We start from the raw sequence: 14774 nt of genomic DNA on the forward strand, positions 1-14774 counted from the left end.
ATTAGAATTTCTCCTGATAAGGACGTAAATCCAGCTCATGGGTCCATAAATCACGATTTTGTTGATAAAGCACCCAATAATTCTCAGCAATTGCTTCGATATTTAATCCACCTGTGCCTCGTGTAAGTCTCAGTAAGCGTCCTAAACCAAATACCGCCTTATTGACACGATCACCATCGACCATGCCATCAACAATAATATGTGCAACATGGATATTTTGAGGCTTATATGTCTGGGCGAGATGCAGTGCGTAATTACGTAATGCAGATTTGCCCATGGTAAATGCTGCAAAAAAAGGTTTACCACGAAGAGATGCACTTGCCCCGGTAAAAATCAGTGTGCCATATTGCTGTTGTTCAAATATTTTTAAGGCTTGTTGTGACACTAAAAAAGCCGATAAAAAAGTAGAACGCCACATTTGAGTAAAAAACTGAAGTGAGGTCTTTAAAAAAATTGAGGGAATATTGCCCCCCACATTATGAATAACAGCGACGAGATGCTCCTTTTGCGCATTCCTCTCCGCAAAAAAAGTCTGCACTTGTTGTTCATTTTCAGCATCCAAAGCATGTGCTACGGCGTGTCCACCTTGCGCATTGATTGAATCAGCCACGGCTTGCACTTTCGCTAAAGTACGCCCCACAACATGTACTTTTAATTTTTCTTGAGCAAAACGACGACAAACTGCTGCTCCAATTCCTTGTTCAGCACCTACGCCCATAACAACCACACATGGAAGTGTTGCTATATTTTGAGATGTTGCATTCTGCGTATTCATAGCAAGTCGATCCATTGAGCAATAGAAGGATAAGCTTTAATTTTAGCGCCCCAAATTTTACTGGTGCGGACAATCTCTAAAAGCTGCGAACCAACCGCAATATCAGCAAGTGTTTTACCCTCGCCAACCAACCACCCTGTTTGCGCCAACACCAATTCGATACGCTCTAAATGACGAATAAATTCCGCCTCAATATCCTGCGTGGCCATACGACCTGTCCCCTGCATTTTAAGTTGCAGGTTTAATGTTGCTTTGAGCAAGGGTTTTAACAGATATATTTCATGTTTGGGGCGACCTTTTGCACTCATTTCAACCGCATGATCTAAGGCATCAGCATCACTGACACGAAAGTGCACCTCATAAAAATATAACAACTCGTCTGACCAATCTTCCCAAAGTTCAACATAGGCCTTTTGCAATGGATCAGCAGGATATAATCGTGGTAAGTCTGGATAAGCATCATCAAGATAACGTGCAATACGGGTACTGTCCTGAATACGTTGACCATCAATATCTAGAACAGGAACCTTGCCTGCTTTACTGAGCATTGGCACTTTTGCACCCAGTACACCGTTATAATCCACAGTCTGATAAGCAATCCCTTTAAATTGCAACATCCTGGCAACTTTTTGGCAAAAAGGTGAGATTTCCCATTGATGTAATACAACTGAATTCATTTTATATTCTCAGCTTAACGTTGGGTCGATTGATATTCGATAAACTACATCACAGGATCAGCACTTAATACTTCAAAGGCCTGCTTTTAAAGCCCTGATCCAAAAATTCTGGTTCAAAACCATGATGCATAAATAGAATCTTTCAACGACGGATGATCATATTGGTTGCTGTTGCATGTGCATACAATTTTCCTTCTTCATCTCGAAGATAGCCTTCTGAAATGACTAAGTTTTTCCCTACGTTGATGACTTTACCTTCAGCAATTAACTTTTTATTAAACGGCATTGGACGACACATTTTTATCGCAAGATCAGTGGTTCCATATCCCTCACCTGCAGCCAAGACGGTATGTGTAGCACACCCTGTCACTGAATCCAATATCGTTGCGGCAAAACCACCATGTACTCCACCCAATGGGTTGCTATGACGTTCATCCGCAATGGCCATAAATACAATGCGACCATATTCAACGTCTTCTACTTCCTCCATCCCCATGGTTTTTGCAATACCAGGCGCTGGCACCAGTCCTTTTTGGAATGCTTGCATAATTTCCAGACCAGTCATATTGAGTGGATTCATCACTATTTCCTATTTTGATAAATAAAATGCTTATTGGAGAAGGATTGATTGTTCAGGGGATAAGCCAATTTTTACTTTAGTTTGTGCGACAATTTCGGATTCATCGGTATCATTCGGATGAAAATCAAACTGATAATAAGAGAAAAATTGCGGTACCAGCTTACGATAGGCTTGCACTGTAAACCCAGCAAACTTAGTCCAAGACTTAAGGTTTAATAATTGTTTATCTCTCGACATTAACACCACTTGATATACATTAGAAAATAGCGTGATCAGCACAAGACTAAATGTAAAAATCGCCACACGAGGAATGTAGGCATCTAAGCCCTTACCATATAAATATTCATACATGTCATAAGCCACAGCCTTGTGCTCGGTTTCTTCAACACTGTGCCATAACCATAAATTGCGAATAGTGGTATCGGTCATTAACTCATTGACATTTTTCATCATCTCCACCACCAACACTGCGGTGTAATGCTCCAGACCGACTGTGACCAAGAGATTCCATTTTTTAGGAAAGGCACGTTCTACCGCTTTTAATATGATCCCCGTGGCTTTTTCTAAGGATTCAGGATCTAAACCATATTGTTGTGCACTGACATGAAAAGCATGATGTTCTTTAGAGTGCATGGCTTCTTGTCCAATAAAGGCTCCAATATCACGGTCTAATTGTGGGTTGTTTTTAATTTTTCCACGTAAAGCGCGCACTGAACGGACAAAGTAGGATTCACCTTCAGGAAAAAGCGTCGATAAACCTGTGAAGTAATGGGTAAAGGTTGGTTCGTCATTACACCAATACTTGGGCATATCCTGAAATTCATAATCCATACGACGTACTGGAAATGATGCAGGTGTTTTTTGCTTTGATTTTTCTTTCACCGCTGATATAGACATGGTTCACCTCAAGAATTTATCTTAAAATAACAAGTTCCAAAAAAGAACCTATGAAATTAAAATAATGATCCATGTTGATCTTGTCAATGATGTGAATACGTTGAAGCTTCAGGTTGTCCTTAAATGACAGTATCATTCCTATAAAGACAATCGATCTAAGCCAAAAACTTAAAAGCTGTTTTCATCCATCGCATTTTGACCTGATGCATGATTATTCATCCCATAAAAATATAACCAATAAAATTAATAACTTAAAATAAAAAGTACTGAATAAATATCTTAGAGTTCAACAACAGTTCAAATTAAAATTAAACATCTCCCTCTCATCTCTCCATCAAAACTGATTAAGCTTTTCCAGTTTTATTTTCTATTTTTATCTGGATTTCTGTTTCGATTTCTAGCGCTATTGCCATGTCAATGATTTGTCATAAAGGTGACACCTTGCTGTCACAAACGCTGTCTAATGTGTGGGCATCTTTATAATGGATGAAACACATGTTAAGAAAATCGAAACAATGGCTATCCTACATTTATATTTTCCCCATTTTACTGGCACTCACCGCTTGTAATGATTCAAATGATGATAAGACCACCACACAGCCTGATGGATCTAAAAAACCATTAATGCGTTGCGCACCATAAACATAAAAATACCAAAGGGAAATATTGTGATTAATCGTCGTCAATTTTTAGCAAATACAATTAAAACAAGTTTTGGTGCTGCTGCCTTATCTACATTTCCAGCCAGCATTCAAAAAGCATTGGCTATTCCTGCAAATAATAAAACAGGAACCATTCAGGATGTCGAACATGTGGTCATCCTGATGCAAGAAAACCGTTCATTTGACCATTATTTTGGTACATTAAAAGGCGTTCGTGGTTTTGCCGACCGCTTAACCATTCCTTTGCAAAATGATCGTACTGTATGGCAACAACAACGAAGTAACGGTGCCTTATTAACGCCTTTTCATTTAGATGGATCGAGTAATAATGCACAACGTGCACCCGGTACAAATCATACTTGGGTAGATAGCCAAAAAGCTTGGGACAACGGCCGTATGTCAAACTGGCCTACCCATAAAACTGATTATGCAATGGGTTATTTTAAAGAGCAGGAAATCCCTTATCAGTTTGCTTTAGCCAATGCTTTTACCATTTGCGATGCATATCACTGTTCAATGCACACAGGTACAGATGCCAACCGTTCATTTCATTTAACCGGCACCAATGGCGCAGTACCGACCAGTACTGCGTTTGTGAATAATGAATGGGACTGGATTGATGGTGATCCCCAAAACGTTGATATCGGCTACACATGGAAAACCTATGCTGAACGTTTAGAAGAGGCAGGTGTTAACTGGATTTGCTATCAAAACATGCCGGATGAATGGGGCGATAACATGCTCGGTGCATTCCGTACCTTCAAAAAAGCCAATATTGCTTCAGGCTATCCAGTTTCAAGTGGTGGTGCGCCAAATAGTCCATACAATAATGCAGCGCAACCGTTACCTTATAAAGCTTATGATGCCACAACCGATAATGCTAAAAATCCACTATATAAAGGTATCGCAAACACCCTGCCCGGCAATAAACCCGAAGAGTTTTTAGATGCTTTTAAAAATGATATCAAAACAGGCAAACTTCCCCAAGTGTCTTGGATCAATGCACCATCCATCTATTGTGAACATCCAGGTCCATCAAGCCCAGTACAAGGTTCTTGGTTTATTCAAGAAATCTTAGATGCTTTAACAGCAGTGCCAGAGGTTTGGAGTAAAACAGTTTTCTTGATCAATTTTGATGAAAATGATGGTTATTTTGACCATGTTCCGTCCCCATCTGCACCAACCTTACAAGCAGACAATACTTATGCTGGTAAATCCACACTCAGCCAAGCTGATATGCAGCATGAATATTATCTACATGACGCGCCACTAGGCAGCAGCAGCCAGCCTAAAAAAGACAATGGTGTTTATGGACCGGGCCCACGTGTACCACTCTTTGTAATTTCACCGTGGAGTCGTGGGGGTGTGGTTAACTCTCAAGTGTTTGATCATACGTCAGTATTAATGTTTCTAGAACAACGATTTGGGGTAAAAGAAACAAATATCAGCCCTTATCGTCGTGCGATTTGTGGTGATTTAACCTCAGCATTTAATTTTAAAACCCCAAATGAAGATGTACTGCCAGAATTAAATGGTAAACAAACCCGTGAGCAAGCAGATCAACTTCGTTCAGCTCAGCAAAAGTTGCCCAATGTTCCAATTCCAACCAATTTACAACTTCCAATTCAAGCCAGTGGTATTCGCCCATCTAAAGCATTGCCTTATGAATTACATACCAGTGCACGTTGTCAAAATGATGGAACAGTTAAACTCTTGTTCTCGAATACAGGGACTCAAGGTGCAGTTTTTCATGTCTATGATAAATTAAATCTCAGCCGTGTCCCACGTCGTTACATAGTAGAAGCGGGTAAAACACTGGATGATGTTTGGAATGTGAAAAAGGATAATCAAGGCTTATACGATCTTTGGGTGATGGGACCAAATGGTTTTCATCGCCATTTCAAAGGTGATTTAAATCGTAATCAAACCCTGCAAATCAATCCTGAAATTCGAGTGTGTTATGATATTGCCAATGGTAATGTTTATTTAGACCTGACCAATACAGGCACGAAAGATGTTGAACTGGTCATTAGCCCAGTCGTGTATCGTAGCGACGCAGCGTTAAAAATCAATGTAAAAGCAGGTCAAACATCAACACGACATTGGGAACTGAAAGATACATGGCAATGGTATGATTTTGCCGTAACTTGTACTCAGGACACTAAGTTTTATCGACGCTTTGCAGGACGTGTTGAAACAGGTGCAGATTCTGTCAGTGATCCAGCGATGGTTTAATATTTAAAGGATTTTGAATATTCATTTTTTTAGATTGTTAACACTGAATCAAAATTAACAGCACCCCAGCTTTATTTAAAACTGGGGTGCTTTTTTATAGTACCTACTTAGGAACAAGTCACCCCTTCCATCACCACAGCTTTATTGGCTTCTGTCGCAACAACAGAAGCGGTAATCGCTTCGACAACCTTACTCAATGACTGTCGTGAAACACTGACTATATCAACAATTTTATTGCCATCTGCACCAACTGCATCGGTAAATGCCATTCGACAACTAAGTTGTCGGTTCGGCAACACTGCATTCTGTGTAGCTGTTGGCTGATTTAAGGGTCTGGCTGGGTCATCACGTTTAATAATCCAAGCAACCGCCACCTCAATATCCCGATTCATCGCACCCATTAACGAACGTGTGTTGGAGTGTTCGATAATATCAAAGCGAGAAAAATCGGTTGCAATACGGTAAGAGACTTTACCACCCGTCATACCACTGCTGTAACGATCCACAGCACCTAATTTCTGTTGTAAACCCGCAGACAAACCATCACGTAACTCTGCCCCCAACGTGGACGTCCAGCGTTCGTTATCCAATACATTAGATTTACCACTGCTGTCCTGTAAGACTAAGGGGGCCCTGTTTAAACGATCTGGTAATCCCACTGGCAATACTTCAATCACCCGTACATTTGAACTCACCAACGGTTTAACCGTTGGCGTCAAGCTATAGTAGTTTGGTGTAGGCGAACTGGAACAGCCCGTTAAACCCACAATGGCTAGTAGCAAGCTGCAACCTACTCGACTAGACGGCGGCAAATAGGACAAAAAATGTGAGCTATTTTTTTTATTTAGCATTCTTAACCTCAGGCGTTTTCCCACGAATGAGTGATTCAGGGTGTTGTTCAATATAGTCAGCCATTAACTGTAAAGATGCGGCAGCACGTGTCATTTGCTGTAAAGCACGGCGTACATCCTGTTGCATTGGCGCATCACTGGATAGAATGGTTTCAGTAGAGCGCATGGTTTTACGTACATCATCCAAAGTCGCCTGTAGTCCTGGCGCAACTTCCCCATCCAACTGCTTCACCAATTTATCTGTAGAGCTAATCGCTGAATTCATATTATTGAGGGTTTTACGTACATCCTGCCCAATTTCCACCAATGGGAATTTATTCAGTTTATCCGCAATTTGCGATACTTGTGCTTGTAATCCCTTCAACTCGGTTGGTGTGGTTGGAACCTCAATCACACCATTTGATCTGATGATTAAGTTTGCTGGTTTTGCTTTAGGGAATAGATCAAAAGCGATATAGTTCTGCCCTGTCAGTAGATTTCCAGTGCGCATCTGAGCACGCCAGCCTCTTTCGATAAAGCGTTTAAAAATCACACCATCAGGATCAAGTTCTTTGCCATTGGCTAAACGAGATGGATAAATGACCCCCTCAGCCCGCATCCGAATCTGAGTATAATTTGCATCAAACTCCGCATTAATCGACTGAATATTACCAATTTCAATCCCCATAAAGTCAATCGGTGCACCTGCCGACAAGCCACGTAAAGACTGATCAAAATACATAATGATACGATGTGGATTTCCATCTGGCTCTTTCAAAGCTTCAGTACGAGAATCCCATAAATTAAAACGACTTTGATCCGAAGCAACAGCAGCATGTGAATTCTCAGGATAACCGAAAGCAATCCCGCCAGCGATAATACTCACCAGAGACTGGGTATCTAGTTTAAATCCTGATGCACTTAAGCTGACATCGACACCACTGGCCTGCCAGAAACGCGCATCTGTGGTCACAAACTTATCATAAGGTGCTTGAATAAAGGTCTGTAACTCAACACTCTTACCATCTTTGGCCAACTGATAAGCCGTGATTTGACCCACATTGATCTGACGATAATAAATAGGAGAACCAATATCCAGTGAGCCTAAGTTATTGGCTTTGAGGAAAAAGATTTTACCCGGTACATCTGATGAGATGACTGGAGGAACTTCTAAGCCAGTGAACTCATCCTGTTTTTGTTCTGCCTTACCGCCATCAACCTCAATATAAGCACCCGACAATAAGGTATCAATTCCGGAGACGCCACTGGCACCAATGCGTGGGCGAACCACCCAGAAGCGTGAGTCTTTTGCAGCAAAATTACTGGCATCCTTACGCAGTTCAATTTTGGCAATGACATGTGAATGATCATCAGCAAGATCAATTTGGCGAACAAGACCGATATCCACTTGTTTAAAACGAACAGTCGTCTTACCTGCAACCAGCCCTTCAGCCGTTCTAAAAGCAACATTAATGGTCGGACCAGTATCTAATACCGCTTTGACTGCCAACGACAGACCTATCAACAAGGCAATAAACGGAATCAGCCAGATCAACGATGGTCGCCAGCGTCCTTTATTTTTCTCAGGTTCAGGCAAAATCTGCTGCGTTTCATCTACAGCATGAGGATCCTGATGATCTGAGCTTTCGTTATTGGTTTTATTTTCAGACATACACACCCATCATTGTTTTATTGACTGGAATTAGATAAATCATGATTCAAGGGAGCATGATCCACGTGAATCACATCTGCGCCTTGCAGGAAAAGCCCGTTCTTGTTGCGCGTATTCTGGGCAGCAGAATAATTATCCCAAATAATACGCGGGTCAAAACTCAGTGAAGCAAACATGGTTAAAACCACCACTGCACCAAAAGCAACCGCGCCCGGCCCAGCGAGAATAGTTGCCAGTGATTGAATCTGAATCAAGGCGGTCAATAAAGCCACCACAAAAACATCAATCATCGACCATCGACCGATAAACTCAACAATCCGATAAAGCATTGAGCAATGCTCAGGTGAAAAATGCAAACGTTTAGAAGACTGCATTTTTACTGCAATCAACAGAAAACACAGAATCAAAAGTTTTAACATGGGAATAAAGATACTGGCCATAAAAATAACAGCAGATACCAAATAATCCCCATTCTGCCAAAAATAGATCACACCACTCATGATCGTATCTTGCTGACTGCCTAACAAAGAATCTGTCACGGTCATCGGGAGTACATTGGCTGGAATATATAAAATACTCGCCGCGATCACCAAAGCAAGGGTTCTGTCTAAGCTCTTTGGTTTACGTTGATGCAGCACACTATGACATTTCAAGCAATGTGAAGCGTGTTTTGTTTCAGCCTCTGGAAGCTGTTTATTGAGCGTTCCACAGCAATGACAAAGCACCAAAGACAAATCTTTGGCTCTTGGGTATTGCAACGAATTTTTATTGTCTGTATTCGCTGAGTATTTTGAAAAATTAGCCTGAGACTGTTCAGTTTTCATGAGAGTCTCCTGTCGATCTCATCCCAAAGATCTTTGACTTTTACTGAGGCAATATAAACCAGCAACACACTCAGTATGGAGAATCCCCATAATGCAACGCCCGGAATCACCACAACCATCCCCACCAGTTTAACCAAGGTGACCAATACCCCGATCAAAAATACTTCAACCATTCCCCATGTTCTAAATAAAAACAGGGTACGAAATGCTGCAACTAAATAGCGAGGCCGAACTTTAAAAAAATGAACTGATGAAAGGACATAGAACAGCAGCAATAAATCCAATAGAGGCACCACGAAAGTCGTGATAAGAATCAACACACCTACGGGCCCTTGCCCTGCATGAAACATTGCCCATGCCGCACCCAGTAATGTTGTCTGGGAATCATTCCCCTGCAATTCCACCTTAACAATCGGAAAACTATTGGCAATCACAAATACGATTAGCGCTGTTGTTACCATTGCCAGTAAGACACTAAATGGTTTGCTTTGCCGATAAAGCTCAGCCCCACAACAGAGACAATAAGCACGCTCGCCTTGGTTCAGCTGAATTCGATGATAGAGCGTGTCACATTCCTCACAGGCAACCAGCGTTTGCGGTGCAATATCACCATTTTGAATCAATGCTTGCTGATTCATAGGGGTAGAAATTGGCGGACAGGAGGACGGTTCACGCATAGAACATCAACACCATTTTATAAATTCTTTTTAGACCGAAGCTCATCTTGCTATATTTTACTGAGCTGTATACAGATGAGTTGTGATATTTTTTGATGATATCCTGTTGGTTTTATATAAACAATTGATCTGGCGAAATCTAGTCTAACAATTGACCATGCATTTTATCTATTTGCAATAGCAAGCGCCTATTTTGACATGATTAAAGACACAGTCGTTGCACCAAAAAATCGATAAAGACACGGGTTTTTGCTGGCAAGGTTCCCGTATTCGGATAGAGCAATTGGACATTTTGTACAGGTAAATCAAAATCAGCTAACACCCGAGTTAAACGATTTTGCTGAATATCTTCATCGACCAACCAAGCTGGCGATATCGCAACGCCCAATGAAGCAAGTGTCATCTGATGTATCGCTTCTGCCGAATTAGATTCATACTGACTTCTAACAAAAGGCAATGTATGTTTTTCACCTTGATCATTTTGTAAAACATATTGCGCATCCTGCCAATTCAATAAGCGATGACCAATCCAAGGAACATGTGCTAAATCAGCAATGCTATTGATTGGATAACGTTGTAAAAATTCAGGGCTGGCAACCAAATAAATCGGATATTCAGCAATTTTTCGTGTCCGCATCGATGAGTCTTTTAAGTTTCCCAACCGAATGACCAAATCTAATTTTTCAGTGACTAAATCATCTAAGGAAGAATTAAATGAATATTGTAGTTGTAATTGAGGATATTGGCGGCAAAACTCACCCAGCAAAGGTAAGATGAATTTCCGTCCAAATTCATTGGTCGATGAAAAACGCAATATCCCTGTGACACTTGTGGCTAAATTTTGACTGCGCTCAAAAGCTTCTTCGATTTGCAATTGAATGTGTTTGAAATCCTCATAAAAGCTTTTGCCTATTTCAGTCAGTGCGATATTACGCGTATTACGAATCAACAAACTGACATTTAAATGCTGTTCTAAATGCTTGATATCAATACTCACCATCGATCGACTTAAACCCAAAATCTCTGCTGCCTTGGTAAATGATCCTGAATCAACCACTTGCAGAAAACTTATAATCTGTTTTAGGTTTTTTTGCATAATCACACTGATTGTTTGAAATTATTAAACAATGATTTTACTTCGCATGCATCGACAATAAAAGGCCTGAATCGTACCCTCCTGCATCTTGGAGGTCGCTATGTCATATCGCTATAAAATAGCAACAGTGTTTTTGCTTGGGTTCTTTATTGATTGCATCAATATTTTCATGTCTGCAATTGCCTTACCCGATATAGCAACAGCTTTCTCAGTCAGCCCATCGATGGTTGCATGGGTAAGCAATGCTTATATTTTAGGTTTGGTTTTAATCATGCCCATGAGCTTATGGTTAGCAAGCGTATTGGGTGATCGGAAATTGCTGTGTTATTCAATGCTGCTCTTTTCCGTCAGCGTTTGGTTGATTGGCATGAGTGAATCAATCCATAGTTTAATTTTTTGGAGATTTGTTCAGGGTGTGGCTGGCGGATTATTAATCCCTGTCGGTCAAGCATTGGTATTTGCATTGTTTCCAAATCATGAACGGCAACGTATCTCCACAATGATCATGGCAATCGCACTAATTGCACCAGCCTTTTCACCAACGATTGGCGGCATGATTATTGATGCTTTATCTTGGCGTTGGGTGTTTTTCGCCAATATCCCCTTTACCGTGATCACTGCTTTTTTAGCATGGCGATGGATCAAAGAAAATAAAGCTAAAACGTCCGGGAAACCTGACTTTTTAGGACTGTTTATGGTCAATGTCAGCCTGTTGTGTTTGTTACTCTCTTTCTCATTATTTAACGATTACCATAGTGTTGTACTCGCGATCAGTAGCTTTTTGCTTTCCGTCACAATGCTTCTGATTTATCTCAAATACGCGAAAGGATCTGCTCATCCGATTCTTAATTTGCAATTGTTAAAAAATTATAATTTACGCAATGCATTTATCGTTTATTACGCAGTCCCCGGTATTTTTACTGGTGTGAATTTACTGAATATCTTTAATTTACAACGTAACCTTGGGTTTAATGCAAAACAGACTGGCTTATTTATGCTGCTCTATGCAGTAGGCGCATTGGTATCGATGACCAGTGGTGGACTTCTCTATCGCCATCTCGGTAAAAAGCAGCTCTTTATAATTGGTATTATGCTACATAGTTTAGGAATTTCACTGCTGTTCTGGGTTTCAAATGCCAATGATTTAAGTACCTTGATAGTTGCTTATCTACTGATGGGAATGGGTGGTGGTCTAAGTGCCAATACTGCCCAAATCAGTGCCCTCATCGATTTTAACGGCCAAGACTTATTACAAGGCAGTGTGCTGTGGAACATTAATCGACAAGTCGCTTTTAGTTTAGGTACAGTTGTCCTTATTTCAATCTTTAGTCTGTTGCCTGCTGCAAATGATTTAATACGTTATCAGCAAACTTTTATGATTGCAGCATTGCTGTGCCTCTTATCATTAATTTCCATTTTTAAGGAGAAAACCCATGTCTAATCCTATGGACAATGCATTACAACATGTCATCGATTTACATATTTTGATTGAAAACGTATTTACAGGTCAAAATGCAAAAGAAAGCCTAAATCAACTCTTAGCCAGTTTTGACCCAAATTTTAAAATGATTACAACACAAGGCAATGTCATTGGTTTTCCCGAAATAAATGCCTTGTTTAGTCAAAACGTAGGTAACAAACCCGCGTTAAAAATTAAAATCTTAAATACGTGTGCTTTATTTGAAGCAAACAATCACTGCTGGATTCAATACCAAGAACATCAACAAAGCCATGAACCTGATACATTACGCATATCGACGGCTTGTATCAAAGTTGAATCAGGTCAATGTTATTGGGTTTATCTACATGAAACATTGGTCAATTTGGCCTCATCGAGTTAAATTGTGTGAAGAGTTTATTGATGTAAACAGTCTAATTGAATGTACGGTTACTTGCTTAAACTGGATCTGACAGTTCCCCATTTTTTGGCTGAGCCTGTCAGATTAAATTTCAATGAATATCAATAAATCAACTTAGCGATTTTCTTGTTCATATTCTAAAATTGCCTCTTTTGCAATACGAAAACTATCGACTGCAGCAGGTACACCACAGTAAATGGCAACTTGTAAAAGCACTTCACGAATTTGAGTTTTAGATAAACCATTTCTCAATGCACCTTTAACATGTAGTTTCAACTCATGTGGGCGATTAAGTGCAGAAATCATCGCAAGATTAATTAAACTGCGTTCAGGCTTACTCAGTTCGTCACGTCCCCAAACAGCACCCCAGCAATATTCCGTAACCAGCTCTTGTAAAGGTAAATTAAAATCATCGGCATTGTTCATAGAGTGATTTACATAGGCCTCACCCAACACTTGTTTACGAATTGCGAGGCCTTTTTCAAATTTGTCATTGCTCATGTGCTTAATCCTCCAAATAAGGTGTATTTGATTTCAAGATAATCCTCAATTCCATATTTAGATCCCTCACGGCCTAAACCTGACTGCTTCATTCCGCCAAAAGGAGCAACTTCATTTGAGATGAGCCCCTTATTGATTCCAACCATGCCATATTCAAGCTGTTCACTCATGCGCCAAGCCCGTCCTAAATCTTTGGTATAGCAATATGCAGCTAAACCAAATTCCGTGGCATTTGCCATATCTACGGCTTGTTGTTCGGTTTCAAATTTAAATACGGCGGCAAGAGGACCAAATGTTTCTTGTGTGGCAACATCCATGTCTGCATTTGCATCAGCAATAATGGTGGGTTGATAAAACAATTCGCCTGCATGATGTCGTTTACCGCCTGTAACCAAACGTGCCGATTTGGCTAATGCATCTGCAACATGCGCTTCGACTTTTTTAACAGCATTGCTATTAATTAAGGGGCCAATTTCAATCCCTTGATCTAAACCATTGCCAATTTTTAAAGCGTTCACCTTTTCACTTAATCCAGCAATAAATTTGTCGTAAATCCCAGCTTGTACCAGAAAACGATTGACACAAACACAGGTTTGACCTGCATTGCGATACTTTGCAATCAGTGCACCTTCAACCGCTGCATCTAAATCGGCATCATCAAAAACAATAAACGGCGCATTTCCCCCTAATTCAAGAGATACTTTCTTTAAGGTCTGTGCTGAACGTTGATAAAGCAGCTTTCCCACAGGGGTAGAACCGGTAAAAGTAAACTTACGCACCTCATGACTTTCAAAAATTGCACCTCCAATACTTACTGCATCACCAGTAATCACACTGAAAATATCAGCAGGCACTCCCGCCTGAACGGCCAAATCCACCAAAGCTAAAGCTGTAAATGGCGTTTCAGGTGCGGGCTTCACGATACACGGACAACCCGCTGCCAATGCTGGAGCAACTTTACGGGTAATCATTGCAGCTGGGAAATTCCAAGGCGTAATTGCTGCGACAACACCAATTGCTTGTTTCTGTACAACAATACGTGCATCGGTATAAGGACTTGGAATAACATCGCCATACACACGCTTCGCTTCTTCAGCAAACCACTCGACAAAACTGGCGGCATATAAAATTTCTCCTCTCGCCTCCGCTAAAGGTTTGCCTTGTTCACTGGTTAAAATAAATGCCAGCTCATCCGCCTTTTCAATCATCAATTCAAACCATTTTTTTAAAATGATTGAACGATCTTTTGCGGTCTTGTTTTTCCACGCTGCCCAACCTGTAACAGCAGCTTTAATCGCCCGTTCAGCTTCTGCCTTGCCCATATTTGGCACGCTTCCAATTATTTCTTGTGTTGCTGGGTTATAAATATCAGCGCTTTGATGACTATCGGCATCACACCATTGACCAGCAACGAAAGCCTGTTGATGGAAAAGTGGCATTGCATTAAGTTGCATACAAATTATCCTTGTTAGACTCTGGTATAGAGAAA

General features: G+C 40.6%; 15 protein-coding genes. 4 read left to right on the forward strand and 11 right to left on the reverse strand.

Translation table 11 applies throughout. From position 1 onward, the window contains the following. Position 1: 1 nt before the first annotated feature. From M2R48_RS16070 to M2R48_RS16085, 4 genes are all read right to left on the reverse strand, one after another. A complete protein-coding gene (locus M2R48_RS16070) occupies positions 2–775 on the reverse strand; it encodes an SDR family NAD(P)-dependent oxidoreductase (protein WP_262086728.1) in 774 nt (257 codons plus the stop codon). Next, positions 772–1452 carry a glutathione S-transferase family protein gene (locus M2R48_RS16075; RefSeq protein ID WP_262086729.1) on the reverse strand — a complete coding sequence of 227 codons (681 nt, stop codon included), beginning with the start codon at positions 1450–1452 and terminating at the stop codon, positions 772–774. Before M2R48_RS16075 ends, M2R48_RS16070 begins: the two co-directional genes overlap by 4 nt. Positions 1453–1594: 142 nt before the next feature. Beyond that, positions 1595–2032, reverse strand: a complete 438-nt coding sequence (locus tag M2R48_RS16080) for a PaaI family thioesterase (protein WP_262086730.1) — start codon at positions 2030–2032, stop codon at positions 1595–1597. A gap of 30 nt (positions 2033–2062) precedes the next feature. Then, complete coding sequence (locus tag M2R48_RS16085; protein ID WP_262086731.1) at positions 2063–2929, reverse strand: metal-dependent hydrolase; 867 nt, start codon at positions 2927–2929, stop codon at positions 2063–2065. 495 nt (positions 2930–3424) lie between these two features. On the opposite strand from M2R48_RS16085, the gene M2R48_RS16090 reads away from it, so the two are divergent. Continuing rightward, entirely contained in the window at positions 3425–3571 is a 147-nt protein-coding gene (locus tag M2R48_RS16090) for a hypothetical protein (RefSeq protein WP_262086732.1), read from the forward strand. 26 nt (positions 3572–3597) lie between these two features. Further along, complete coding sequence (locus M2R48_RS16095; RefSeq protein ID WP_262086733.1) at positions 3598–5826, forward strand: phosphocholine-specific phospholipase C; 2229 nt, start codon at positions 3598–3600, stop codon at positions 5824–5826. A gap of 107 nt (positions 5827–5933) precedes the next feature. Here the strand turns inward: M2R48_RS16095 and M2R48_RS16100 are convergent, their stop codons facing one another. From M2R48_RS16100 to M2R48_RS16120, 5 genes are all read right to left on the reverse strand, one after another. Continuing rightward, positions 5934–6677 (reverse strand): membrane integrity-associated transporter subunit PqiC, encoded by a 744-nt coding sequence (locus M2R48_RS16100; protein ID WP_262086734.1) that lies wholly within the window; start codon positions 6675–6677, stop codon positions 5934–5936. Beyond that, positions 6667–8334, reverse strand: a complete 1668-nt coding sequence (locus M2R48_RS16105) for an intermembrane transport protein PqiB (RefSeq protein ID WP_262086735.1) — start codon at positions 8332–8334, stop codon at positions 6667–6669. Before M2R48_RS16105 ends, M2R48_RS16100 begins: the two co-directional genes overlap by 11 nt. A gap of 11 nt (positions 8335–8345) precedes the next feature. After that, positions 8346–9152, reverse strand: a complete 807-nt coding sequence (locus tag M2R48_RS16110; protein ID WP_262086736.1) for a paraquat-inducible protein A — start codon at positions 9150–9152, stop codon at positions 8346–8348. After that, positions 9149–9790, reverse strand: coding sequence for a paraquat-inducible protein A (locus tag M2R48_RS16115; RefSeq protein ID WP_410004181.1), 642 nt, complete (start codon positions 9788–9790; stop codon positions 9149–9151). The genes M2R48_RS16110 and M2R48_RS16115 overlap by 4 nt, the downstream gene beginning before the upstream one ends. A 241-nt stretch (positions 9791–10031) precedes the next feature. Continuing rightward, positions 10032–10925 (reverse strand): LysR family transcriptional regulator, encoded by an 894-nt coding sequence (locus tag M2R48_RS16120; protein ID WP_239045078.1) that lies wholly within the window; start codon positions 10923–10925, stop codon positions 10032–10034. 100 nt (positions 10926–11025) lie between these two features. On the opposite strand from M2R48_RS16120, the gene M2R48_RS16125 reads away from it, so the two are divergent. After that, positions 11026–12366 (forward strand): MFS transporter, encoded by a 1341-nt coding sequence (locus tag M2R48_RS16125; RefSeq protein WP_262086738.1) that lies wholly within the window; start codon positions 11026–11028, stop codon positions 12364–12366. Continuing rightward, the gene (locus M2R48_RS16130; protein ID WP_262086739.1) at positions 12359–12766 is read left to right on the forward strand and encodes a hypothetical protein; all 408 of its coding nucleotides are present in this window, start codon (positions 12359–12361) and stop codon (positions 12764–12766) included. The genes M2R48_RS16125 and M2R48_RS16130 overlap by 8 nt, the downstream gene beginning before the upstream one ends. Positions 12767–12898: 132 nt before the next feature. On the opposite strand, the gene M2R48_RS16135 is transcribed toward M2R48_RS16130, so the two are convergent. After that, positions 12899–13285, reverse strand: coding sequence for a carboxymuconolactone decarboxylase family protein (locus M2R48_RS16135; RefSeq protein WP_262086740.1), 387 nt, complete (start codon positions 13283–13285; stop codon positions 12899–12901). Then, positions 13282–14739: an NAD-dependent succinate-semialdehyde dehydrogenase gene (locus tag M2R48_RS16140; RefSeq protein WP_262086741.1), complete on the reverse strand. Its 1458-nt coding sequence runs from the start codon at positions 14737–14739 to the stop codon at positions 13282–13284. The genes M2R48_RS16135 and M2R48_RS16140 overlap by 4 nt, the downstream gene beginning before the upstream one ends. Positions 14740–14774: the final 35 nt, after the last annotated feature.

Source organism: Acinetobacter sp. I-MWF (assembly GCF_025433935.1).
GTDB classification, from domain to species: domain Bacteria; phylum Pseudomonadota; class Gammaproteobacteria; order Pseudomonadales; family Moraxellaceae; genus Acinetobacter; species Acinetobacter guillouiae.